At 41.3% G+C, this 24,176-nt stretch carries 20 protein-coding genes; 11 read left to right on the top strand and 9 right to left on the bottom strand.

Annotated elements, in window-relative coordinates:
* Positions 1-191: 191 nt before the first annotated feature.
* The 11 genes from ACFQWC_RS05500 to ACFQWC_RS05450 all read left to right on the top strand — a co-directional run bounded on the left by ACFQWC_RS05500 (position 192) and on the right by ACFQWC_RS05450 (position 14,140).
* Positions 192-1,490, top strand: coding sequence for a purine/pyrimidine permease (locus tag ACFQWC_RS05500; RefSeq protein WP_377106382.1), 1,299 nt, complete (start codon positions 192-194; stop codon positions 1,488-1,490).
* 207 nt (positions 1,491-1,697) lie between these two features.
* Entirely contained in the window at positions 1,698-2,675 is a 978-nt protein-coding gene (locus ACFQWC_RS05495; protein WP_299737133.1) for an ABC transporter ATP-binding protein, read from the top strand.
* Positions 2,672-3,328, top strand: coding sequence for an ABC transporter permease (locus tag ACFQWC_RS05490; protein WP_044336988.1), 657 nt, complete (start codon positions 2,672-2,674; stop codon positions 3,326-3,328). Before ACFQWC_RS05495 ends, ACFQWC_RS05490 begins: the two co-directional genes overlap by 4 nt.
* Before the next feature lie 24 nt (positions 3,329-3,352).
* Positions 3,353-4,252, top strand: a complete 900-nt coding sequence (locus tag ACFQWC_RS05485; protein WP_299737138.1) for an ABC transporter substrate-binding protein — start codon at positions 3,353-3,355, stop codon at positions 4,250-4,252.
* Positions 4,253-4,437: 185 nt separating this feature from the next.
* Positions 4,438-4,845, top strand: coding sequence for a CoA-binding protein (locus ACFQWC_RS05480; RefSeq protein WP_299737141.1), 408 nt, complete (start codon positions 4,438-4,440; stop codon positions 4,843-4,845).
* A gap of 298 nt (positions 4,846-5,143) precedes the next feature.
* Complete coding sequence (gene parE / locus ACFQWC_RS05475; RefSeq protein WP_299737143.1) at positions 5,144-7,114, top strand: DNA topoisomerase IV subunit B; 1,971 nt, start codon at positions 5,144-5,146, stop codon at positions 7,112-7,114.
* 3 nt (positions 7,115-7,117) lie between these two features.
* Positions 7,118-9,556: a DNA topoisomerase IV subunit A gene (gene parC, locus ACFQWC_RS05470; RefSeq protein WP_299737145.1), complete on the top strand. Its 2,439-nt coding sequence runs from the start codon at positions 7,118-7,120 to the stop codon at positions 9,554-9,556.
* 263 nt (positions 9,557-9,819) lie between these two features.
* Entirely contained in the window at positions 9,820-11,247 is a 1,428-nt protein-coding gene (locus tag ACFQWC_RS05465; protein WP_299737157.1) for an alanine/glycine:cation symporter family protein, read from the top strand.
* Between the two features lie 148 nt (positions 11,248-11,395).
* A complete protein-coding gene (locus ACFQWC_RS05460) occupies positions 11,396-12,163 on the top strand; it encodes a hypothetical protein (RefSeq protein WP_299737159.1) in 768 nt (255 codons plus the stop codon).
* 65 nt (positions 12,164-12,228) lie between these two features.
* The gene (locus ACFQWC_RS05455; RefSeq protein WP_299737161.1) at positions 12,229-12,687 is read left to right on the top strand and encodes a staygreen family protein; all 459 of its coding nucleotides are present in this window, start codon (positions 12,229-12,231) and stop codon (positions 12,685-12,687) included.
* Between the two features lie 970 nt (positions 12,688-13,657).
* The gene (locus tag ACFQWC_RS05450; RefSeq protein WP_377106377.1) at positions 13,658-14,140 is read left to right on the top strand and encodes a ribonuclease H-like YkuK family protein; all 483 of its coding nucleotides are present in this window, start codon (positions 13,658-13,660) and stop codon (positions 14,138-14,140) included.
* A gap of 365 nt (positions 14,141-14,505) precedes the next feature.
* Here ACFQWC_RS05450 and ACFQWC_RS05445 read toward each other — a convergent pair whose 3' ends face one another.
* From ACFQWC_RS05445 to ACFQWC_RS05405, 9 genes are all read right to left on the bottom strand, one after another.
* Complete coding sequence (locus tag ACFQWC_RS05445) at positions 14,506-14,700, bottom strand: hypothetical protein (protein ID WP_299737166.1); 195 nt, start codon at positions 14,698-14,700, stop codon at positions 14,506-14,508.
* A gap of 276 nt (positions 14,701-14,976) precedes the next feature.
* Positions 14,977-16,086, bottom strand: coding sequence for an o-succinylbenzoate synthase (menC, locus tag ACFQWC_RS05440; RefSeq protein ID WP_299737168.1), 1,110 nt, complete (start codon positions 16,084-16,086; stop codon positions 14,977-14,979).
* On the bottom strand, positions 16,001-16,903 hold the full coding sequence (locus ACFQWC_RS05435; RefSeq protein ID WP_377106374.1) for a GNAT family N-acetyltransferase: 903 nt from the start codon (positions 16,901-16,903) through the stop codon (positions 16,001-16,003). Before ACFQWC_RS05435 ends, menC begins: the two co-directional genes overlap by 86 nt.
* 13 nt (positions 16,904-16,916) lie before the next feature.
* On the bottom strand, positions 16,917-18,038 hold the full coding sequence (locus tag ACFQWC_RS05430; RefSeq protein WP_299737172.1) for an amidohydrolase: 1,122 nt from the start codon (positions 18,036-18,038) through the stop codon (positions 16,917-16,919).
* 17 nt (positions 18,039-18,055) lie between these two features.
* Positions 18,056-19,435 (bottom strand): YjiH family protein, encoded by a 1,380-nt coding sequence (locus ACFQWC_RS05425; protein ID WP_377106372.1) that lies wholly within the window; start codon positions 19,433-19,435, stop codon positions 18,056-18,058.
* A 20-nt stretch (positions 19,436-19,455) separates the two neighbouring features.
* Positions 19,456-20,313 (bottom strand): MurR/RpiR family transcriptional regulator, encoded by an 858-nt coding sequence (locus ACFQWC_RS05420; protein ID WP_377106370.1) that lies wholly within the window; start codon positions 20,311-20,313, stop codon positions 19,456-19,458.
* 172 nt (positions 20,314-20,485) lie between these two features.
* Positions 20,486-22,048, bottom strand: coding sequence for a fatty acid--CoA ligase (locus ACFQWC_RS05415; protein WP_299737178.1), 1,563 nt, complete (start codon positions 22,046-22,048; stop codon positions 20,486-20,488).
* A gap of 175 nt (positions 22,049-22,223) precedes the next feature.
* A complete protein-coding gene (locus ACFQWC_RS05410) occupies positions 22,224-23,528 on the bottom strand; it encodes a nucleobase:cation symporter-2 family protein (RefSeq protein ID WP_377106368.1) in 1,305 nt (434 codons plus the stop codon).
* Entirely contained in the window at positions 23,528-24,115 is a 588-nt protein-coding gene (locus ACFQWC_RS05405) for a xanthine phosphoribosyltransferase (protein ID WP_299737182.1), read from the bottom strand. Before ACFQWC_RS05405 ends, ACFQWC_RS05410 begins: the two co-directional genes overlap by 1 nt.
* Positions 24,116-24,176 lie beyond the last annotated feature (61 nt).

The following is a 24,176-nucleotide window of genomic DNA, read 5'->3' as shown; positions in this document are numbered from 1 at the left end:
CTCCTTTTAAAATAACTAGTCCGTTCTTATTTTAACATGTTTTCCAAAGGTTGGGGAGAAAATAAGCAAAAAAATTAGTACCTGTTCATAAAAGTAGATAATATCTTTTATTCCTCATAAATCTGATTAAGAAGGAGTGAAGTATGTTAAAATAGACACACTTTACATAGTTGAAATGAAGGTGTACACGTATGCAAATACTTTTATCGGCGTTTCAATGGGTGGCCTTTATGGTTGCAGGCTCAATTGCCGCTCCCATTGCCATAGCTGACCTGTTTCAATTGTCACCCGCAGACACGGCAGGATTTATTCAGCGGACCATCTTTGTGTTAGGAGCCGCGAGTCTTATTCAAGCATTAATTGGTCATAAACTTCCCATTAACGAAGGACCCGCTGGACTATGGTGGGGAGTTTTCGCCATCTATGCAGGGTTTTCAGGAACCCTTTACCACAGTCATGAAGAGGTGCTCGCCGTATTACAGGGCGGGATGATTGTCAGTGGTGTGATTTTCTTTATTCTTTCTGCAACAGGACTATTAAAAAAGTTGTCATCTTTATTTACACCAACGATCACGTTTATTTATTTAATGCTATTGATTCTCCAATTGAGCGGATCTTTTATCAAGGGAATGTTCGGTATACAGCATGAAGGACAATCTCTACAACCCCATGTCTTACTCGGGAGCGTCCTGACCATAATAGTGGCATTATACTTCTCAGGCCATAAACGAAAGTGGATTCAACAATACTCCATTATTCTTGCCCTCATCTCGGGCTGGATAATCTTTATTCTTATGGGCCTAGGTGAAAGCACTACTGTTTCTGAGAGCTGGTTTTCTTTACCTGATGTGTTCGTATTTGGTGCGCCTGTGTTCGATACGGGTGTCATTGTGACATCGATCTTTATCACATTCTTGTTAACAACCAATATGATTGCTTCCATTCGAGTAATGGAAGAGGTAATGAAGGCAAAGGGACATCCGACGTATGAAAGATATACAAAGAGCGGCTTTGCTTCCGGAATGAATCAGCTGTTCGGTGGAATATTTTCAGCAATTGGATCTGTTCCCATTTCCGGGTCTGCCGGATTTGTTGCCGCTACGGGAATGTACTCCATTATCCCCTTTATTCTTGGAAGTGCTATGATCATTATCATCAGTCTGATCCCAAAAGTTATGAATCTCTTCGCAAGCCTGCCCGCTCCAGTTGGCTATGCTGTGACCACGGTCATTTTCATCAAAATGGTCGGCCTTGCTCTTGGTGAATATCGGAAAGAAAAGGACCTCGATAAAATCCATTTTGTCGCAGGTATCTCTCTCATTGTGGGTGTAGGGGCCATGTTTGTTCCCCCATCCGCTTTTAAAGACATGCCTGTAGTGGTGGCCTCAATATTAAACAATGGATTGATACTCGGAACCATCACAGCAATTATCGTAGAACAATATATCCTGTTAAAGCACAAACAACATCCTGAAACCAGTAAACAATAGTTTGCTGGTTTTTATTGTCTTGTCCCATGCTCTGAAGGCCGGACTTTTCCGCCTTTCTTTTAAAAAGTATCTTGTATGTAGATTCCACCTTATTCATAAACTAAAAGTACTAACGCAATTTCTTGGACAACATGGTTACCTTTTGTATAATGAGGGTATCCCTTCTATGTATAGAAAAATTTCTCAGTTCATAAAGCAGGTGGAAAAATGATTGAATTTAAGGACGTCACAAAAGTCTATGAAGATGGTACAGAAGCCATAAAGGGAATCAACCTGACGATACCAAAAGGAAAGCTTGTCGCCTTGATTGGTCCAAGCGGATGCGGGAAAACGACCACGATGAAAATGATCAATAAGCTTATTTCACCTTCCAGTGGAACGATCCTGATTAATGGAAAGGATACTTCTGAAACCGATGAAGTGGAGCTCAGGCGTAATATTGGCTATGTGATTCAGCGAATTGGATTGCTTCCCCATATGACAATAGAAGAAAACATCAGTCTGATTCCACGATTAAAAGGATGGAAGAAGGAACAATACGAAGGTCGAGTGGACGAGCTTCTAAACCTTGTCGGACTGGATCCTCAAGTATACCGTAAACGATATCCACTTGAATTAAGCGGGGGACAGCAGCAACGGGTTGGCGTTATTCGTGCCCTGGCAGCGGAACCGCCCATCATTCTAATGGATGAACCATTCAGTGCCCTTGATCCGATCAGCCGGGAGCAGCTTCAGGATGAATTGAAAAGCATCCAAAATGCGATACATAAAACGATTGTGTTTGTCACACATGATATTGACGAAGCGTTGAAGATCGCTGATGAAATTGCGGTTATGCGCGATGGGAAAATTGAACAGATCGCTACCCCATCCGAGCTCATAAAAGATCCTGCGAACGAATTCGTTCGTGCATTTATCGGAGAGGACAGACTTAATGTTCAACAGCCCCAAAAGCGTGTTTTTGACATCATGGAGGAAAACACAACCTATTTGCTCTTGGAAGAATCAGAATACGCATTGATTCCATATGACGCGTCCATCCAAGAAGCTGCAAGAATACTTCTAATGTCAGAAAAACATTATCTTATGGTTACAAAAGACGGCAGGAATGTCGGCAGCGTAACGGCCAGCGGGATTCTTCGTGCAGTAGCCTCAGAAGGGAAAAAGGAGGCACGTTCTGTATGAATTCATTCTCGTTCTTGTTTATCAACACGATATCAAACCGTTCTGATGCAATCTTAAATGGATTATTTGAGCATCTATATTTATCATTCGTATCTATCTTCATTGCGATTGCCATATCTTTGCCACTGGGTATATACATATCACGAAAAAAACAAACGGCTGAATTTTTTATCGGAATAACTGCCATTTTCCAAACGATCCCTAGCCTGGCCCTATTTGGTTTTCTCATTCCCCTATTAGGTACAGGCAGTATTACAGCGATTATTGCCCTGACTGTGTATGCACTCTTACCGATACTGAGGAACACGTACACCGGGATCATCGGGGTCGATGAGGGAGTCATAGAAGCAGGCAGAGGGATGGGGATGACAAGCTCACAGCTTCTGTTTAAAGTGGAGCTTCCACTCGCTCTGCCTTTCATAATGGCCGGTATCCGAACAGCGACTGTCTTGACGGTTGGAGTTGCGACCCTTGCAACCTTTGTTGGAGCAGGTGGACTGGGCGACCTCATCTACAGGGGACTTTCTACTTGGAATAATTCTTTAGTTCTTGCGGGAGCCATTCCAGCTGCATTACTTGCATTATCTTTCGACTTTTTATTAAAGCTTCTCGAAAGAATGACAACACCTAAAGGACTAAAAGCACGGAAATAAACCATAATTCAAAGGAGAGTAAGAATGAAAAATAAACTAAAACCATTTATTCTATTAATAGCCCTATCCATTGTGATCGCTGGTTGCGGAAATGGTGGGGGGAAAGACACGATTACGGTTTCAGGCAAGATGTGGACCGAGCAGTTTATCTTAACTCAAATGATGGCAGAGCTTCTCAAAGAGAAAACAGATCTCGATGTTAAGGTGGAAGAAGGATTGGGGGAAGTATCGATTCTGACACCCGCTCTTGAAAAAGGCGATATCGACGTATATATCGAGTACACAGGAACTGGACTGGAAGCGGTTCTAAAAGAGCAAGCGGCAGAAGGGGCTTCAGCTGAGGAAATTCTGTCTCAAGTACGTAAAGGATACGAGGAAAAGTTTAATGTGACATGGTTAAAACCACTAGGATTCGAAAACACGTATACTCTTGCTTATACTCAAGACCAGGAATTCGATGCCAAAACATTCTCTGACCTTGTACCCCTATCGAAAGATTTAAGTTTTGGTGCGCCTCATCAATTCTATGAGCGTGAAGGTGATGGGTACGATGCATTTGCTGAAGCTTACGGATACGAATTCAAAGCGAAAGAAAGCTTCGATCCTAACATTATGTATGAAGCAGTGAAGAACGGAGACGTCGATATTATTCCGGCCTTTACTACCGATGGAAGAATACAACGTTACAACCTGAAAACGACTACTGATGACAAAGGGTTCTTCCCACCATATGATGCCGCACCAATCATCCGTCAGGAAGTTCTGGAAGAGCACCCTGAAGTCGAGGAAGTCCTGAATGAATTAGCAGGACAAATCTCTGAAGAAGAGATGAGTGAGATGAATGCCAAAGTGGATATGGATAAAAAAGACCCAAAAGAAGTCGCACGGGAATTTCTTATTTCCAAAGGATTAATTGAAGAGTAAGATGTTTAAGCGTGTCAGGTAGGATTAAGGAGCTTCCTTTTGTCCATCTGACACTTTGTTCTCTTTAGAATAATTTTATAAAATTTTGAAAAGTTAAAGGGAAATATGGTATAAAAGAAGAATAGGACTTAAGGAACAGACAAAGAATGAATGGATAAGGATCGATGAAGGAGTTGTGATCACCCATGGAAAACCCATCCCGAGAAGAAATCGGAAACATTCTTAAACAATCAAAACGCATTGCGGTGATTGGATTAAGTGATAATCCAGCACGAACATCTTATATGGTATCCAAAGCCATGCAGGATCAAGGCTATGAGATTATTCCTGTAAACCCAACCATTGAGTCGGCATTAGGCGTTAAAGCAGTTCCCACCCTGAAAGAGGTGGAAGGGCCGATTGATATTGTCAATGTATTTCGCCGCTCAGAATTTTTGCCTGAGATCGCGAAAGAGTTTGATGAAATCGATTCTAACGTTTTTTGGGCGCAACTTGGTGTAATGAACGAAGAGGCTTATCGCTTTTTGAAAGAACGTGGGTATACAGTCATTATGGATCGCTGTATTAAGGTTGAACATGCTTTAACCAAATAATTCTCACTCGTAACAAGCGGCTCTTACCGCTTGTTTTTTTTCGGATGGATGGTTCTCAATTACCACTGAAAAAAACAGGGCAACACAAAAGAAATACAGGCGCAATTTAGACCTGTCACAGTAATTACATTTGCGAAAATCAAATAAAACGCTACAATATAGCATAGTGGTTTACCTCAGAAATGATTAAAACAGGTAAACGAACAAACGTTCTTGTGTTATAGTTAATATATACATAACCAATAATACCGTACAAGTAATTGTTTTCGGTTAGAGAAGTTTTGAAAGGGGAATGTTCGTGGCCAACCAGAATAAGACCATGGATTACAATGATGATGCCATTCAAGTATTAGAAGGTTTAGAAGCCGTCCGGAAGAGACCTGGAATGTATATAGGCTCTACAGATTCAAGAGGTTTGCATCATTTAGTATACGAAATTGTCGATAACTCGGTGGATGAAGCATTAGCTGGCTTCGGAAGTGAGATTATTGTTACGATACATAAGGATAATAGCATCTCAGTGCAAGATAAAGGCCGGGGGATGCCAACTGGTATGCATAAACTAGGAAAGCCGACTCCCGAAGTTATTTTGACTGTGCTACATGCCGGTGGGAAATTCGGACAAGGTGGTTACAAGACCAGTGGTGGATTGCATGGTGTAGGTGCCTCAGTCGTAAATGCCCTCTCCGAATGGCTTATTGTGACGATTGAAAGAGATGGAACGAAGTATGAGCAACGTTTTACAAAAGGTGGAAAACCGGAAACCACTCTTGAGAAGATTGGGAAAACGAAAAAATCAGGAACATGTATCCATTTCAAACCTGATCCGGAGATTTTCAGTAATACCACGTATAATTACGAAACGCTATGTGAGCGTCTAAGGGAATCTGCCTTCCTGCTAAAAGGATTAAAAATTGAAATCATTGACGAGCGTCATGATCAGAAGGAAGTCTTTCACTTCGAAAGTGGCATACAGGCCTTTGTTCAATACCTTAACGAAGAAAAAGATGTGCTTCATAACGTTGCTTTCTTTGAAGGGGAACACCATACCATTGAAGTGGAATTCTCTTTTCAGTTTAACGACGGTTTCTCGGAAAACATTCTGTCTTTCGTAAACAATGTTCGTACAAAAGACGGAGGTACCCACGAAGCCGGAGCAAAGACAGCGATGACCCGTGTCTTTAATGAGTACGCTCGTAAAGTTGGGATTCTAAAAGATCGGGACAAAAATCTTGAAGGGACCGACATTCGTGAAGGGCTGGCGAGCATTGTTTCTGTACGTATACCGGAGCATCTCCTTCAGTTTGAGGGGCAGACGAAAGGAAAGCTTGGCACAAGTGAAGCACGTTCAGCTGTGGATGCAGTTGTTTCCGAGCATCTTCTCTATTTCTTAGAAGAAAATCCTGATACAAGTTCCCTTCTTATTAAAAAATCCATTAAAGCGGCTCAAGCCCGCGAAGCGGCACGTAAAGCAAGGGAAGATGCACGCAACGGAAAGAAACGTAAGCGTTCTGAAACCGTTCTATCTGGTAAATTAACACCGGCTCAATCGAGAAACCCTCAGCGTAACGAGCTTTACCTGGTGGAGGGTGATTCGGCAGGAGGTTCTGCGAAACAAGGTCGTGATCGTAAATTCCAAGCGATTCTACCACTTCGGGGGAAAGTCATCAATACGGAAAAAGCAAAGCTGCAGGATATCTTCAAAAACGAAGAAATCAATACAATCATCCATGCAATTGGTGGCGGGGTCGGTCCTGAATTCAACGTCGACGATATCAATTATGACAAAATTGTCATCATGACCGACGCCGATACGGATGGTGCCCACATCCAGGTTCTGCTGTTAACCTTCTTCTATCGCTACATGAAACCATTATTAGAAGCAGGGAAAGTGTATATTGCACTTCCTCCTCTCTACAAAGTAAGTAAGGGGGCAGGGAAGAAACAAAAGCTTGAATACGCATGGACGGATGAAGAGCTCCAAGGAGCCATTTCTAAAGTTGGTAAAGGCTATATGATCCAGCGCTACAAAGGTCTTGGAGAAATGAACGCCGATCAGCTGTGGGAAACGACGATGGATCCTGATACACGTGCACTGATCCGGGTGCGTATTGATGATGCTGCCAGAGCTGAGCGTCGCGTGACCACTCTTATGGGAGATAAAGTAGAGCCGCGCCGTAAATGGATTGAAAGTAATGTAGCTTTTGGATTGGAAGAAGATGGAAGCATTCTAGAAAATGAAAACATTACGGTCGCAGAGGAGGGGTAATACATGACAACTGTAGAAAGATATCAAGACTTACCTCTGGAAGAGGTACTTGGCGACCGATTTGGACGTTATAGCAAATATATTATCCAGGAACGTGCATTACCAGATGCACGCGACGGATTGAAACCTGTACAGAGACGTATTCTTTACGCTATGTATGTAGATGGGAACACCCAGGAAAAAGGATTCCGTAAATCAGCAAAAACCGTCGGTAACGTTATAGGTAACTATCATCCACATGGTGACACATCTGTGTATGATGCCATGGTGCGTATGAGTCAAACGTGGAAAGTGCGAAAATATTTAGTCGAGATGCACGGAAATAACGGAAGCATTGACGGAGATCCGCCTGCTGCCATGCGTTATACAGAGGCACGGCTTTCTGCAATCTCCATGGAGCTCTTGCGTGATATAGATAAGAAAACCGTGGACTTTGTACCAAACTTTGATGATACATCCAGTGAACCGACTGTTTTGCCGTCACGTTTTCCGAACCTTTTAGTAAACGGTTCTACCGGTATTTCAGCAGGATATGCAACTGACATTCCACCTCATCACCTTGATGAAGTCATTGATGCGACAATCATGCGAATGGAAAAGCCACAAAGCACAGTGGATGATTTAATGACGGTCTTAAAAGGACCTGATTTTCCAACAGGTGGTATCATTCAAGGGGTAGACGGTATCAAAAAAGCCTACGAAACCGGAAAAGGAAAAGTGGTTGTTCGTGGAAAAGCTGATATTGAAAACATCCGTGGAAGCAAACAACAGATCGTCATAACGGAAATTCCTTATGAAGTAAACAAAGCGAACCTCGTTAAGAAAATGGATGAATTCCGTGTGGATCGCAAAGTGGAAGGAATTGCAGAAGTTCGTGATGAAACAGACCGCGATGGGATGCGCATTGTCATTGAGTTAAAGAAAGATGCAGATGCCACAGGCGTCTTAAACTACCTTTATAAGAACAGTGATCTTCAAATCGCCTATAACTTTAATATGGTTGCGATACATAACAGACGTCCTAAGCTGATGGGACTTCGTGAACTATTGGATGCTTATATTCAACATCAAAAAGAAGTTGTGACAAATCGTACCAAGCATGATCTAAACAAAGCGAAGGATCGCCAGCATATTGTCGAAGGCTTAATGAAAGCTCTCTCAATCTTAGATCAAGTAATTGCAACGATTCGTGCTTCGAAAGATAAACGAGATGCGAAGGATAATTTAATCCAGCAATTTCAATTTACGGAAGCACAGTCAGAAGCAATCGTCAGCTTACAGCTATACCGCTTAACGAATACAGACATAACAGCACTGCAGGCAGAAGCGGAAGAATTAGCGAAAACGATTGCTGAGTTAACGGCTATCCTGGAAAGTGAAGGCAAGCTTTACAGTGTAATCAAAAAAGAATTAAAAGGCATCAAAAAGCAGTTCTCTGATGCTCGCCGCACTAAAATTGAGGATGAGATAGAGGAAATTAAAATCAACCTTGAAGTACTGATCGCGAGTGAGGATGTCATGGTTACCGTTACCCGTGATGGTTACATGAAGCGAACAAGTCTCCGTTCCTATTCTGCTTCAAACGGGCAGGATCTGGCCATGAAAGAAACAGACAGGTTGCTTGGTCAATATGAGATGAATACGACGGATGTACTTTTAGTATTCACGAACAAAGGAAATTACATCTATTGCCCTGTACATGAGCTCCCGGATATTCGTTGGAAAGACCTTGGTCAGCATGTGGGGAACATCGTACCGATTGATCGCGATGAACAGGTTCTAAAAGCAATACCGATTAAAGAATTTGATCCATCCCATTATTTATTGTTTGTAACGAAGAACGGAATGATCAAGAGATCCGAGCTTCCTCAGTACAAAGCACAGCGTTACTCACGTCCTCTTGTAGGAATCAATTTAAAAGGGGACGATGAGCTGATCGATGTGCACTTAACCGATGGATCACACGATATATTCATTGCAACACACTTAAGTTATGGACTTTGGTTCTCGGAAGAAGATGTGAACATCGTCGGACCGCGTGCGGCTGGTGTGAAAGGGATCAACCTTAAGGATGACGATTATGTCGTATCAGGTAAAATCATAAAAGATCCAATGAAGGATTACATTTTCTTAGCTACCCAGCGTGGGGCAGTGAAGAAAATGAAATTAGCAGAATTCGAAAAAACATCCCGTGCCAAGCGTGGAGTCATCATGCTGCGGGAATTGAAATCAAATCCACATCGCGTGGTAAGTATAGAAGTAGTTAAAGACACAGATAAAGTAGGCCTGATCACGAAAAAAGGAAAAGCAGAAGAGGTGCTCCTTTCAGACCTTAGACCGAATGACCGATATTCAAATGGATCATTTGTGATTGATGAAGGGGATAGCGGATCTGTTTGTGAAACGTGGGCAGAATCACTACTACCCGAAACAAAAGAATAGCATGTATTGAAACGACCAGAACTGCTTCTGGTCGTTTTTTATATCCGCATGGAAACAATCGCGAATAATCAATGTATAATCATTCGTGATTGTTGTACAATACCAGCAAAAAATTGTACAACAATTAATATTATTTCGAAAAGATGAATTTATCAGTTGAATAGGCATTTATTTTTTGATAGATTAAGAAAGTGTCTGAATGGGTAAACTTACATAGATTCATACATTTTTTGTCATAAATACAACATCTAGGGGGAACAATTATGGAGTTATTCACAAGTTTAGTAGGTACCTTGAATGATTACATGTGGTCATACATACTGATTGTAGCGCTGATCGGTCTCGGTTTATACTTCTCACTACGAACAAAATTCGCACAATTCCGTTACTTAGGAGAAATGGGAAGGTTATTAACAGATAAGACCACGATTTCAGCAGAAGGAAAACGAGGCATCTCTTCCTTCCAGGCTTTCACGATCAGTACCGCATCCCGTGTCGGCACAGGTAACCTGGCTGGGGTTGCAACAGCGATTGCAGGCGGTGGTCCAGGAGCTGTATTTTGGATGTGGCTGATCGCCCTTCTAGGAGGAGCGACCAGCTTCGTGGAAAGTACACTTGCTCAAATTTACAAAGTGAAAGACGGAAAAGACGGCTACCGAGGTGGTCCGGCATACTATATGGAAAAGGGATTGAATGCCCGTTGGATGGGGATCCTATTTGCCGTTATCATCACATTCTGTTTTGGACTTGTATTTAACTCAGTACAATCCAATACGATTTCACTTGCTATGGAAGAAGCGTATGCATTTGATCGTATGACTGTTGGTATCATCCTGGCCGTATTAACAGCCCTTGTAATTTTCGGTGGAGTAAAACGAATCGCCAGTGTAACTCAAATTGTGGTTCCGATCATGGCAGTTCTTTATCTGATTCTAGCTTTCTATATTCTGATCACCAATATCACCATGCTGCCAAATATGTTTGTGATCATTTTTGAAAATGCATTTGGTATCCGGGAAGTTGCAAGTGGTGGGGTCGGTGCAGCCATCATGATGGGAATCAAACGTGGTTTATTCTCAAATGAAGCCGGAATGGGTAGTGCACCGAACGCAGCAGCATCTGCTGGTGTCACTCACCCCGTTAAACAAGGACTTATTCAAACTCTTGGTGTTTTCACTGATACATTGCTTATTTGTACAGCAACAGCCTTCATGATCATCCTGTCTGATCAATACACAACAGGAATCGATGGCATTCAGCTGACACAAGCAGCCTTAAGTTTCCATGTTGGGGAATGGGCAGATACATTTGTCGCTGTCGCTATCTTCCTATTTGCCTTCAGTTCGATTATCGGAAACTATTACTACGGAGAAACAAATATCGAGTTTATCAAATACAGCCCTGTCACTCTATTTATCTACCGAATGGCCGTCCTTGGCATGGTGATTTTCGGAGCGGTGGTCAAACTGGATATTGTGTGGAGCCTGGCAGATTTATTTATGGGTCTAATGGCGATCATCAACTTAATCGCCATCACGCTATTAGCTAAGATCGCCATATCTGCACTAAAGGATTACCGTGAACAGAAGAAACTAGGGAAAGATCCTGTTTTCTACTCCAACTCTATCAAAGGGTTAAAAGGAATTGAGAGCTGGGAAGCAAAACCTGAAACGACAACAGAACAAAAATAGCAAGAAAGGACCAACCTCTATCATGGGTTGGTCCTTTTTAACTTGTTTTATGCAAAGAAAGATGAGAATAGAAACGATAATGATTACATAGATTTTCCTTCTTTGGTGAAAATAAAAGTGAATAATTTTCTAAAGAGGAGAGAGAATCATGAGAAAAGAATTACTATTTGCATTCGGTGCTTTCTTTGTTATGTCCCTCCATGCCATTGCAGGAAACTTTTCCAGTGAGCCAATGGAAAAACAGCCTGTGAATGAACTGACTGTCAATGTTTATAAAAAAGATGTAACCGGCGATGGTAAAAAGGATACGATTACGCTCAAGGCGATTCCGTTTTCTCCTGATGTCCTGTTTCTGAAACAAATTTGGGCGGATATTCAAACGTCTGAAGGAAGTAAGATTCGAATTGATTATGAAGGTGGTTATGAGCCGAAAATCCAATTCGTTGATTTAAATCATGATGGAATAAAGGATATTCTGTACTCATCAGCAACAGGGGGAAGCGGCGGACTCTATAATGAAGCCCTCCATACGTTAGCAGATAATAAACTTGTCGACATCGGATTACCTGAGCCTTTAACGATTCAAGCTCAGTTTGAAGATGATTACCAAGCATCTATTACCTTTGTAGATACGAATCAATCCTACACAGTCGATTTAGGTGATCGAAAAGAAGACTACGATCGATTGGGGATTTACACGGATGGAATCTTAAATGAACCTATGGAATTAATGGTTTTACCGTATGCATTTTTTGAGCCGACGAAAATCATTGGCAAACCTGGTAAGGGATTAAAAGGATATCAGCAAATTAGCGGTGCCTATAAGGCGGATGGCATCGGAACGGCTACGTCTTATTGGTATTATGAAAATGAACAATGGAACCTGATTAAGATAAAGTGGAAAGCAAATAAATAACTGAACCATTTCTAGGCTCTTATCATACTCTGTTGTAAGCCCATTTTTGTAAAGGAGGCTTACGCATGAGTGAATTCAAGCCTGAAAAGCTAGCTGTGACATATTTGCCACCAGCTTCAATCTTCAACCCCATTGATAACCGAAAATACACATTGACTCATTCTGATACGACGGGTGAACTATTTTTGAGCGTTGGTTGTCACTATGATTTGGAGAAGATCAATCCATCCATGAGGGACGAAGTGTTAGGAGAATGGAGAAGAGACCTTGGTCAATACACTCTTTCAGGAACCGTGTATGTGAGTGGGGGGGAATTTGATCAACAACTTTCCAATGTACGGTTTATGATTTTCAAAAAGGAGCTGCCATTGGCCTTAGCAGCAATGGTGAACGGGGATAAAGGGTTTTATACGTACTATCCATGGCTTCTTGATGCACCCATCATCATCTGCTTTGAATCCGTATTCCCGGAATATCATCAAACACTTTATTTCGGGACACCAAGACAATATTTATTGAAATAGTACTCAAGCATAAAGAGGTTCACGAGTTAGACTCTTTATGCTTTTTTCTTTGAACTGTACTGCCATGAAGTTACATTTTTTTAGAGGAGGTAGGCATTGAGAATTCTTAGGTAATGATATTTATGAAATCATGCAGGAACAACCATGAAGTTGCATGCTTATAATAAAATAGGGTTGATCGCAATAAAATAGACAATCGTCATATTATGTAAACTAATTAAAATTGAATGGATTAACAAACAGGTGGTTTGGAAAGTGACTGTTTAGCAAATTGAAATAGTAAACAATCTTAAAATCAACAATGAATTTTCAGATAATAGCAAGAGAAAAATAAAAATAGTGATTCAGAAATCAAGTAGATTTTAATATAAAAAATGAAACCGTTGATCAAACTAAACTTATCATGAAATAAAACGAAGTTTAGGATAAAAATAATTAGCATTAAACAAAGGGTTATTAAAGGACAAATTAAACTGTAGATCAAATCGATCTCATTTTTCAATTCTGTCTCATTATTAACAGTATACTTGTGATACGAGACAGAAATCGGTTATTTCATTTAGGTACCGATAATAGATATTATGTTAACTTAAAATTAGAAACGAACGTTGAGTAATCGATAACTTTCTCCCCCTCCACTGCTGATGCCGTGCGACACAGATTCTTCACCTCGATTTCGTTAAATTCTTTATCATTCCATAAAATCATCCCATATCTCATTTGTCTTGTAGTTCATAAAGGCGTTTATCGTTTCAACTTAATTTCCTCGATATTGTTGAAACGCTAAAACGCCTCAGTAAGAAACAAATTTACCTGCATCTTTTTCCTCACACGCTAATAAATTCTTATCATAGGATATGGATAAGATCTAATCTCTTCATTCACAAATTGGTTAAGAAAGTTGTGATTTGACAAGATGAAAAACTGTAATGATGATTACTTCTCATTTCAAAATCTACAGGAAATTGGGATGTCATTTGACAAGGTCTTTGAACATATTTTGAAGTTCATGCGATTAGAGCCAAATGGTAACTATCGATTAATGGTGGGGACTGATTCTCAAGTTCATCAATCACATACCACCTTCATAACAGGAATTGTGATATTAAATGAAGGAAATGGTGTGTGGGCATGCATTAGAAAAGTGTTAATCCCTAGGAGAATGCTGCAATTGCATGAGCGGATTTCCTACGAATTGTCTTTATCCGAGGAAATTGTTTCGTTATTTACTGAGGAAAGAAAAAATCAGTTAATTGATATAATCCTTCCATATCTTTATGAAGGAGCTACATTTTCAATGGAAGGACATATTGATATCGGGGCTGGAAAACAGAATAAAACAAGCAAGTTTGTTAAGGAAATGGTCGCAAGGATGGAAGCAATGGGTGTGGAACCGAAAATTAAACCCGATGCCTTCGTCGCTTCCAGTTATGCCAACCGTTACACAAAATAAAAGACATACTTTATCCTCTTCGTTGATGTTGTGTATTATCAAAATACACCATTCTTACACCGACGATCCATTATTCTTACAGCAAATTCTAAAGTTCTTCTTACTTCTTATTCTTCTTCTCTTCATTAAACCACTGAACATCTGCTCTCTCCTTATCTGATTAAAACACATAGAAATTATGACTCCTGCCCAAGCACAATGGACAAAGTTGCATAGTATAGAGTAAGTCGAGGTCTACCTTGACAATTTTATAGAAGTTAGGGGGATTTAGTATGTGGTTCCCATTTTTTAATCAGTGTGAAAGAAGCAGAAGAGATGATTTTCATCGTTGCCGTTTTTGGGACAACTTGATGTTCATCCACTGTTCATGCGATGATGACTATGATGTTTGCGACAAGCCAAGAAGAAAAGAATTCGAAGAACAAGAAGTGAAATGTTTTAAAATAATGGACAAACATGACTGTACATGTCATAAAAAAGATCACCATCATCGTGATTGCGGATGTAAAATGCATGAACACCATTGTGGATGCCATAAGAAGGATCATCACCATCACCATAAATGTAATTGTCCTAAATGCAACCGTAATTTCTAAGTGAAAGCCCCTATTCCACTGATCGTTTTATCTTATAAAGGGGTTAATTACTCTCTATGAGCATGGGGCTCCCCATGCTCAATTTTTTTCGTGTAGTTTATTATATATTTTCAAGTTAACTCTTTTTAATATCTTTGTTTTTCTCGATTTTACGGCCATTTCCGTACCAACTTGCCTAATAATACATAAAAGAACAAGTGTTCGCATCTTGGTATCTGTTTTGAAATTCGACTGATCTCATTAAAAATGAAAAACTTTACTATACATAGTCAACGCTTCGATCTGGTCCAAGTCCGGTTCGTATCCAATACCGGGCGCTTCAGGTACAACTATATATCCATCCTCCATATCCACCTCAGGTTGAATGATATCCCGCTTCCAATAATGAGAAGATGGTGCCGTATCGCCAGGCAGGGTGAAATTCCCCAGTGACGTGATGGCAATGTTGTGAGCCCTTCCTATTCCTGCTTCAAGCATCCCCCCGCACCACATAGGTATATCGTGCTCTACGCATAGATCATGGATTTTCCTTGATTCAGTAAGTCCTCCTACACGTCCAATTTTCAAATTAATGATTTTACAGCTTCCGAGTTCAATGGCTTTTCTTGCATCCTCAAAGCTGTGAATACTCTCATCTAAACAGATAGGCGTTTTAAGTTGAGACTGCAGCTTAGCGTGATCAATGATATCATCATGATCCAACGGCTGTTCAATCATCATTAAATCGAAATCATCCAGAGCTTTGAGGATTTCAATGTCATTTAGGGAATAAGCACAGTTTGCATCTGCCATGAGTGGAATCTTCGGAAATTCCTGTCGAATCGACCGGATGATCCCGATATCCCATCCAGGTTGAATTTTCACCTTGATCCGCTTATAACCTTCTTTCAAATAATCTTCAATTTGTTTTAACATAAGGGTCTCGGTTTGCTGAATACCTACACTTACTCCTACTTCGATTCTGTCTTTCGTTCCCCCTAGTGCTTTTGCTAACGGGAGGTTGTTTTCCTTTGCATATAGGTCCCAAACAGCACCTTCGATGGCCGCTTTCGCATTATAATTGCCTCTGATTTTTTTAAATCTGCAGGACACCTCATCAGGATGTTGGACCGCTTCCCCCTGAAGAAGAGGAATCAAGTGTTCGCTCATCATATGCCAGTTGGTTTCCACCGTTTCTTCGTTATAGATCGGCTGGGTGATCGCGACCGACTCCCCCCATCCTGATATCCCTGATGCTGATTTCACTTCAACGAGAATAATCGTTTTATCCGTTTCTGTCCCTACACTCGTCGTAAAAGGATTCAGTAAATCCATCTTGATCTGTCTTAGAATGATTCGTTTGATTTCCATTATGATGATCACCTTTCTCCATGAGGTATAGGTATTGCCCGTGGTGTTCTTTATCTTTAACGAGGTCTGTCACGATCCAGCCATGATTTAAGTAGTGAGAAAAGACGTCTCTTGTTTTTTTTCGCCAATCCATAGCAAGTGAAAGGTCAGCCCTTTTAATCTCCTGGAAATGGCCCGGAACCGAAACGGAAATGTGATTAGGGGTGAGGGATAAATTCACCTTATCTACAAGCCAACCAAGCTCACATTCTTTTAAGTCAATAGCAGAAGCAAAATGTAGATCATTTCCTGCCACGCTATTACTCTTCGATTGACGTACCCGCCACTCTACAAGAAACCGGTCCGTCGCTATTCCTGCATTCAATTGATCGGACATATCTCCATATATATTGGAGATATACGTACGCACAACAGCTCCAAGTTTATGTAAGTTCAGGTTACCGTTCACAGTTTCCAACGGATCATACGTCCAGGTAATGACATCATACCCCATCTCAGCAGCCGTATTTTTTTGTGCTCTTTTCAGCATTTCTCCAATCCCGAATTTCCTGAAGTCGGAATGGATCCCTAAACTATGGGATACAAGATACACCTTTTTTCCATCAAAACCTGGAAAACTATATTGAAAGCCGATAAGCTTCTCCTGATAATAGGCTCCAAGAATGAACCCGCCGTTCTTCACCACGGCTACACTCTGATTAACCGGTACAGAATCTTCAAAACTCCACACAAGTGACTCTAATCTTCTGACATCTTCTAGATCCTCTACAGAGTGCAGTGTCCGGATCTTCAATGATGCTTGCACTTCATGTTTCACGATCTCTACCTCCTCATTCCCAGTCTTGCCGATCAGCTACTACTAACATCTGTATCAATATCTTTGTTCCATAAACCAGAGATTCTTGATTAAATCGCATGGAAGGATGATGCAATCCTGGTGAAAGACCACATCCCAGCCCAATCATAGTAGAACATAACTCAGGATGAATGATGGAATAAAAATGAAAGTCTTCCGCTCCGGGAGAGATACATTCTGATACCACATTCTCCTCTCCAAGAACCGAACGAATGGCGTCACGGGCAAGCTCCATTGCCCGTGGATCCTTCACAGCAGCTGGTAGATATTCTTCCACTTGATAGGTGATGGCGGTATCCGCCTCCTGTTGTATACATGAAATCACCTGTTCTGCCTTTTCCAATAATGCTGTCATGGTGTCATTCGATTCAGCTCTTAAATCGAAGGTGAAATGTGCATTTTCCGGAATCGAGTTTGATGACTCGCCTCCGTGAAGCTCCGTGATCTTAATGGAATAATGATTGTTGACATTCAACCTGATCTGCTTGATCGCTTGAATCAATAAAGACGCTGCCTCCAGGGGATTATTCCCTTGTTCAGGTCTTGCTGCATGTGCAGGTATTCCCTTAATGGTTCCCTTTAGCGTTGCAGTAGAGCTGTGAACGATGACGGGGGCGGCCTTTTCATAAGGGACCTCTATTTCAGGTCGAAGATGGATACCCCCAAGAAACTTAACATTCTCCAGAACATTCTCTTCTATCATTCTCAGTGCCCCCGCTGCCTTTTCTTCAGCGGGTTGAAAGATGAAGCGAACCGTATGCTTCAGGGGTTTCTTCGCTAGAGCAAGAGCTGTATACAAAACCATCGTACTATGGGCATCATGACCACAAGAATGATTCGGTTTAACCACTCCATCCACTTCTTGAAGCAATGCATCCATATCGGCACGAAGAGCAATGACCTCTAACTGCTCACCCTTTAATTCTGCAATAAATCCGTAATGCCCTTCGTACGTTTTAACAGAAAAGCCCGCCTCTGAAAGTTTTGTTTTTAAATAGCTGGATGTCTTTTCTTCCATCCAGCTCGGTTCTGCCAATTGATGAAGCTCCTGATAGGTTTTTAGAATCTCATCATGATGTTCATCTACAAAGTTCATTGTGTTTCTTCCTCCTATTAAAAAATTATATGGGCAATCACTACGACAATAGGTAGAGTGATGCATGTCCGGATTAAAAAGATCAAGATCAAATCTATGATACTGACAGGCAGCTTCGAACCAAGAAGCAATCCACCCATTTCAGACATATAGATTAATTGTGTAACAGATACACATGCAATGACAAACCGGGTAAGTTCACTTTCAATTCCACTACCGATGACAGCAGGAAGGAACATATCGGCAAACCCGACTACCATGGTCTGGGCCGCTTCACTTGCTTCAGGAACCTGCATGATGGTAAGGATTGGTTCGAAAGGTTTTCCCAGATAGGTGAAGAAAGGTGTATACTCTGCTATCACTAATGCGACTGTCCCTATCGCCATAACGATTGGTAAGACCCCAAGCCACATATCCAATACGTTCTGAACCCCTTCTTTCACGACAGAAACAGGTCCATTATTCTTTTTAGCCTTCGTGACTGCTTGATGAAAGCCCCATTTAACAACGGAGAAATCGGATGGAATTCCTGTTTCGTTCTTTAACTCGGTTCTTTCATATCCCGTATTCGGTTTTCTTGATAATGGTGGTATACGTGGCATGATCAGTGCCGCTACAAGCCCGGCAAAGATAATCGTTGCGTAATAGTGAAGGAAATATTGCTCTAAGTTCAAGTAAGAAATGACCACAATCGTAAACGTAATGGAAACAACCGAAAATGTAGTGGCAATGACAGCCGCTTCACGCTTTGTATAATACCCTTCCTCATATTGCTTGGTCGTCAGAAGAACGCCTATTGTGCCGTCTCCCACCCATGATGCCAGGCAGTCGAGTGAAGAGCGTCCTGGTAATGTAAAAACAGGTCTCATCACTTTCAGCAATAAGGCACCAAAGAACTCTAATAATCCAAAATTAAGAAGGAGCGGAAGCAGTAAACCAGCCAGAAGAAAAGTGGAAAATAGAATAGGAATCAGATCATAGATCAAGAGCCCACCCGTATTTTCTGAGAAAACCATCCCGGGTCCTAATTGATAAATCGTCATCACAGCAAACACTGTTCCAAGGATACGTGCAGCGAGCCAAAAGGGACTAATGATTAAAAGAGTGCTCAAATAACGACTCTTTGTAATAAAAGCTGGTTTGATCGTTATCGCTAGGAGTGACCCTATGACAGATAGCGCCATAATCAATACAGTCATTGCAGGGATAACTTCACCTAGATATACATTGATTTGTCCAGCTAAATAAGCGACAGGAATCGTGATGCCATCCTCCGTTGTAATAGGTACAATAAATAATAGGATTCCAATCAATGATGGAATCAGAAATTTCCACATGTCACTGGTAGTAAATGCTTTCGTTTCTATCTTTTCATTCCTTTGTGATACCCCGTTCATAAACTCTCCACCCCTCTGTTCTATTCAATAAATAACCTCTGATTTGTATATAATTGCTCCAGCTTCCTTTGCCGACTACTTATGTTGTCCTGATCTCGATGTTGAAGACCGGTTAAAATGATTTCAACTAAACTTACGACAGATCCAATCGAATGATGTCCTGAATTCATCCCTTCTTCGGTCGTCAGTGTCAGATCAGAAATCTGTCCGAGAGGTGATAATTGTCTATTGGTGATCGCAATGACATAAGAACCTTGTAATTTTGCCTTCTCCACAAGCTCAAAAGATTCTGTACGGAACCGGGGAAACGAAAACATAACGACAGTAGAATCTTGGTTCAAATCACATATATCTTCAGGAACAAACCCTGTTGGACTAGAAATGAATACATTTGCCCTGTATTGTTTTAACGTATAATACATCCAATAAGCCGCTCCATAAGAACTTCCAAACCCACCGATATAAACTCGCTCTGATTGAATTAAGCGATCAATCGTTTTCCATATTTCTTTCACGTCTAATTGATTCATTAGCTGCTCCAGCACGGATTTTTCTTTTTCAATGACCTTACTGAATACACTCTCCTCATCACCTTCGTTTGAGAATGAAGGAAATGATTCATTTTCATTTACCTGCTCCTTCTCTAACCAATCCCTTCTCACCACTTCCTGCATTTCGGAATATCCTTTAAAGCCTAAAGCATATCCTAAACGAATCACAGTAGTTTCACTTACACCAACTTTCCTCCCCATCTGAAAAGCCGTGAGTATCGCTGCTTCACCTTGATGCTTAAGAATCAACTCAGCCACTTTTTTTTGCCCGGCAGATAAGGAGGAATAATTATCTTTAATGATTCGTGCAATTGATTTTTGATCCATGACTACTCCTTTCTGTTCACTGAAGGAAATCCTTCATTTTTTATAGTATATTGCATTATATACTTCATATTCAATGAAAAATTTTATTATTCAGATTTTTACCGGTCACTTCATTAAAAAAAGAAAGGTAGAATGGATATTTACAATCCAAATCTACCTTTCTTACATTAATTTAAACTAGTTTTTCTTTCGAAGGAAAACTTTCCCTTAACAGGAACTTTTGAATCTTACCACTTGCATTCCGAGGAAGTTCTTCTACAAATATATATTCACGTGGCCGCTTATAATCGGCCAACAGATCCCCCGTTTTCAAAAAGAAATCGAGATCTTGAGGAGACAATGAAGGATTTTTGGATACAACAACGGCAATCACCTGTTCTCCCCACTTTTCATGAGGCTGACCTAGCACGGCGACATCTACAATATCTTCATGAGCGTGCAGAGCGTCCTCTACCTCACGGGGATACACATTTTCTCCTCCCGATATGACCATATCATCCACCCGATCAGCGACGTATAGATACCCATCCTCATCCATATAACCTAAATCACTGGAATGATACCAGCCTTTATACAATGCTCTTTCCGTCGCTTCCTTGCGATTGAAATATTCAAGCATTGTACAGGAACCGCGAACAATGATTTCCCCGACTTCACCAGGCTTGCAAAGATCATCCGGTTCAGAAGGGCCGTTTTCACTCGGTTTGACTACCCGTATTTCATGGTTATAGGCAGCCCTTCCTGCGGAGCCTGTCTTGGTTAACTGCTCATCCTGAAGAAGGAAGGTAACCGCTGGACCCATCTCGGTCTGACCATAGGCTTGTATCAAGTCAATCTTCATTTTCTCATGGAGGGCCCTCACAAGGACTGGTGCCATTGGTGCTGCCCCATAGAGACCGATACGTAAAGAAGTAGTATCATAATCATCTACCCCGTGTTGCAGAAGCATGTTCCACATCGTTGGCGCAGCAAAAAAGGAACTGACCTTTTCCCGTTCAATCACTTCTAATACGGTTTGCGGTTGAAACTGATGAACGATAATATTCTTCGCTCCTGCTTGAACACGTGGAAGGAAACAGCAATGAAGTTCGGCACAATGAAACATAGGGGCTGTAACAAGTCCTATGTCATTTGGTGTCAGCCCCATAACAGACGTACAAATCAAGCTTTGCTCTGCCATATCCCTATGCCTGTGCAGCACACCCTTTGGTCTCCCGGTAGTACCGCTCGTATACATAATCGCATATGCGTCCGTTTCTTCAACAGGGATGTCTATTAAGTCATTCGAACATGCATTCACAACTTCTTTATAGCTTTGAGCAAAGGTAGGGGCATCTTCTCCAACATACCAAAAAAGGGTCTGTGGGAAGTCTTGAGAAATCCGCTCAATCGGTTGGGTGAGGGCTTCTTCAAATATCACGACCTTTGGTACGGCATCTTTCAAAATGTAGTGTATTTCTTGAGCCTTCAAGCGAAAATTAATTGGGTTAATCACCGCACCAATCTTCCCACACGCAAAGTACACAGTTGCTAACTCCAGCGTATTAAATAGATATGTCGAAACCCGATCTCCCTTTTTCACACCTGCCTTTAGTAACGCATTGGCTGCACGGTGAACTTCATCTTGCCACTGTGCAAAGGTTAACCGGGTACCTGTTTTTTCTTCTACAATCGCCTCCTTGTTCCGAAATTTCTCTACCGTTTGATCAAAAATGGATCCTGTCGTTGCGTACATATTTCTCCCCCTTTAACTTAAGGTATTTCCCCTTATTGCAACATTCCCTATTCATTTATGTTCGAGACAGTTGTATGTATACCCTTCTTTGATATCTGATAATTCAGAAATATATTCGAAAATAAAAACGTCACCTTCCAATCGTGCAAAGGTGACGTTCTTTCTACAACAATGATTACGAAGCTTTCTGCTCATTCAACACAACATTTAGCTTGCGTTTAGAAAACACGTTAAAAAACATATTCAGTCCAATGGCTGTTATACTTCCAGCAACAATCCCGTTGTCCGTCAAGATTCGGATGCTGGATGGCATTTGGGCAAATAATTCCGGAACAGCGGTTACTCCTAATCCCATTCCGACTGAACAGGCGATAATCAATAGATTTTCCTGAGATGCAAAATTCACATGGCTAAGCATCTTAATCCCATAAGCTACGACCATTCCAAACATGGCCACCATCGCACCGCCCAATACTGAAGCAGGAATCACTGTCGTCAAAGCACCAATCTTGGGTACCAACCCAAGAATCACGAGAAATGCTCCTGTTGCATAAATCACACTGTTTCGCTTCACTCCTGAAAGCTGGACCAAGCCTACGTTTTGGGAATATGCGGTATAGGGGAATGCGTTGAACAACCCACCAAGAACTATGGCTAATCCTTCAGCACGATATCCTTTCGATAAATCTTCTTCTGAAACCTTCTTATCGCTAATATCAGCCAGAGCAAAATAAACTCCTGTAGATTCTACTAAACTCACCATTGCTACTAGTATCATGGTTAGGATTGCCGTTATTTCAAACGTCGGCATTCCAAAGTAGAAAGGTTTTGCCATATGAAACCAGGAGGCATCCCCAACTGCACTAAAATCTACTTTGCCTAGTACAAATGCAACGGCTGTTCCTGCTATCAATCCCAGTAGAATGGAAACAGAGCGGACAAAACCGGTAAAGAATTTATAAAGGATTAATATAAAGAACAACGTTCCAAAAGCAAGAGACAAATTTTCCAATGAACCGAAATCAGCACTCCCTTGTCCACCTGCCATATTGTTCATGGCTACTGGAATCAAGGTAATCCCTATGATCGTTACTACAGAGCCAGTCACTACAGGAGGAAAGAAACGAACCAGTTTCCCAAAGTACTTACTGATTACAATAACGAATAAACCTGAAACCAGAATCGAACCGTAGATCGCTGAAATACCATACTGTCCACCAATCGCGATCATAGGCCCTACAGCCGTAAACGTACATCCGAGTACGACTGGAAGTCCTATCCCAAAGAAACGATTTTTCCATACTTGCAATAAGGTGGCGATCCCACACATGAAGATATCAATGGATACCAGATAAGTCAGCTGTTCTCCCGTTAATCCTAATGCTCCTCCTACGATCAGTGGAACGATGACCGCTCCGGCATACATAGCGAGAACATGTTGAATCCCGAGTGACGCCAGTTTAATAGGCTGATTTTTCATTATACCCGCACCTCCTCTTGCTTAAATGTCACTTTGCCATTTTCAAGGGAATGGATTTCCGCTAATGATTCAACTCTGTATCCTGTTTCACGAACGAGCTTTCCTCCGTCTTGGAAGGACTTTTCTATGACAATCCCGATGCCGGCAACATGGGCGCCTGCTTGCTTAACTAAATCGATTAATCCCAAGGCCGCCTGTCCATTTGCTAAGAAATCGTCAACCAATAGGACACGGTCATTTTCTCCTATGTATTTACTGGAAATCGAGATTGTGTTCTCTTCCTGCTTCGTGTAGGAGTAAACCGTTGATGTAAGAACCCCTTCTGAAAGGGTTAATGATTTACGCTTTCGTGCAAATACAAGTGGAACATTCAATTGAAGAGCAGCCATCACGCCAGGAGCAATTCCGGACGACTCAATGGTTAACACCTTCGTAATTCCCAGATCTTTAAAACGGCGTGCAAATTCTTTCCCGATCTCCATCATCAATTCAGGATCCACTTGATGATTCAGGAATGAATCTACCTTTAATACAGTATCTGAAAGGACGACACCTTCATCTTCAATCTTGTTTTTTAATAAATTCATAATCAAAACGCTCCTTTAATGTAATAGAACTTGGAAGTCTACAAAAAAAACCCAAAGGCTA

This window comes from Rossellomorea sp. GCM10028870 (genome assembly GCF_042666755.1).
In the GTDB taxonomy this organism is placed as follows: domain Bacteria; phylum Bacillota; class Bacilli; order Bacillales; family Bacillaceae_B; genus Rossellomorea.
This window is presented reverse-complemented; position numbering and strand designations above follow the sequence as displayed.

Coding starts and splice junctions, on each gene's coding strand:
- ACFQWC_RS05500 (WP_377106382.1), top strand. CDS start 192: ATGCAAATACTTTTATCGGCGTTTCAATGGGTGGCCTTTATGGTTGCA.
- ACFQWC_RS05495 (WP_299737133.1), top strand. CDS start 1,698: ATGATTGAATTTAAGGACGTCACAAAAGTCTATGAAGATGGTACAGAA.
- ACFQWC_RS05490 (WP_044336988.1), top strand. CDS start 2,672: ATGAATTCATTCTCGTTCTTGTTTATCAACACGATATCAAACCGTTCT.
- ACFQWC_RS05485 (WP_299737138.1), top strand. CDS start 3,353: ATGAAAAATAAACTAAAACCATTTATTCTATTAATAGCCCTATCCATT.
- ACFQWC_RS05480 (WP_299737141.1), top strand. CDS start 4,438: ATGGAAAACCCATCCCGAGAAGAAATCGGAAACATTCTTAAACAATCA.
- parC (WP_299737145.1), top strand. CDS start 7,118: ATGACAACTGTAGAAAGATATCAAGACTTACCTCTGGAAGAGGTACTT.
- ACFQWC_RS05465 (WP_299737157.1), top strand. CDS start 9,820: ATGGAGTTATTCACAAGTTTAGTAGGTACCTTGAATGATTACATGTGG.
- ACFQWC_RS05460 (WP_299737159.1), top strand. CDS start 11,396: ATGAGAAAAGAATTACTATTTGCATTCGGTGCTTTCTTTGTTATGTCC.
- ACFQWC_RS05455 (WP_299737161.1), top strand. CDS start 12,229: ATGAGTGAATTCAAGCCTGAAAAGCTAGCTGTGACATATTTGCCACCA.
- ACFQWC_RS05450 (WP_377106377.1), top strand. CDS start 13,658: ATGTCATTTGACAAGGTCTTTGAACATATTTTGAAGTTCATGCGATTA.
- ACFQWC_RS05445 (WP_299737166.1), bottom strand. CDS start 14,700: ATGGTGATGGTGATGATCCTTCTTATGGCATCCACAATGGTGTTCATG.
- menC (WP_299737168.1), bottom strand. CDS start 16,086: ATGGAAATCAAACGAATCATTCTAAGACAGATCAAGATGGATTTACTG.
- ACFQWC_RS05430 (WP_299737172.1), bottom strand. CDS start 18,038: ATGAACTTTGTAGATGAACATCATGATGAGATTCTAAAAACCTATCAG.
- ACFQWC_RS05425 (WP_377106372.1), bottom strand. CDS start 19,435: ATGAACGGGGTATCACAAAGGAATGAAAAGATAGAAACGAAAGCATTT.
- ACFQWC_RS05420 (WP_377106370.1), bottom strand. CDS start 20,313: ATGGATCAAAAATCAATTGCACGAATCATTAAAGATAATTATTCCTCC.
- ACFQWC_RS05415 (WP_299737178.1), bottom strand. CDS start 22,048: ATGTACGCAACGACAGGATCCATTTTTGATCAAACGGTAGAGAAATTT.
- ACFQWC_RS05410 (WP_377106368.1), bottom strand. CDS start 23,528: ATGAAAAATCAGCCTATTAAACTGGCGTCACTCGGGATTCAACATGTT.
- ACFQWC_RS05405 (WP_299737182.1), bottom strand. CDS start 24,115: ATGAATTTATTAAAAAACAAGATTGAAGATGAAGGTGTCGTCCTTTCA.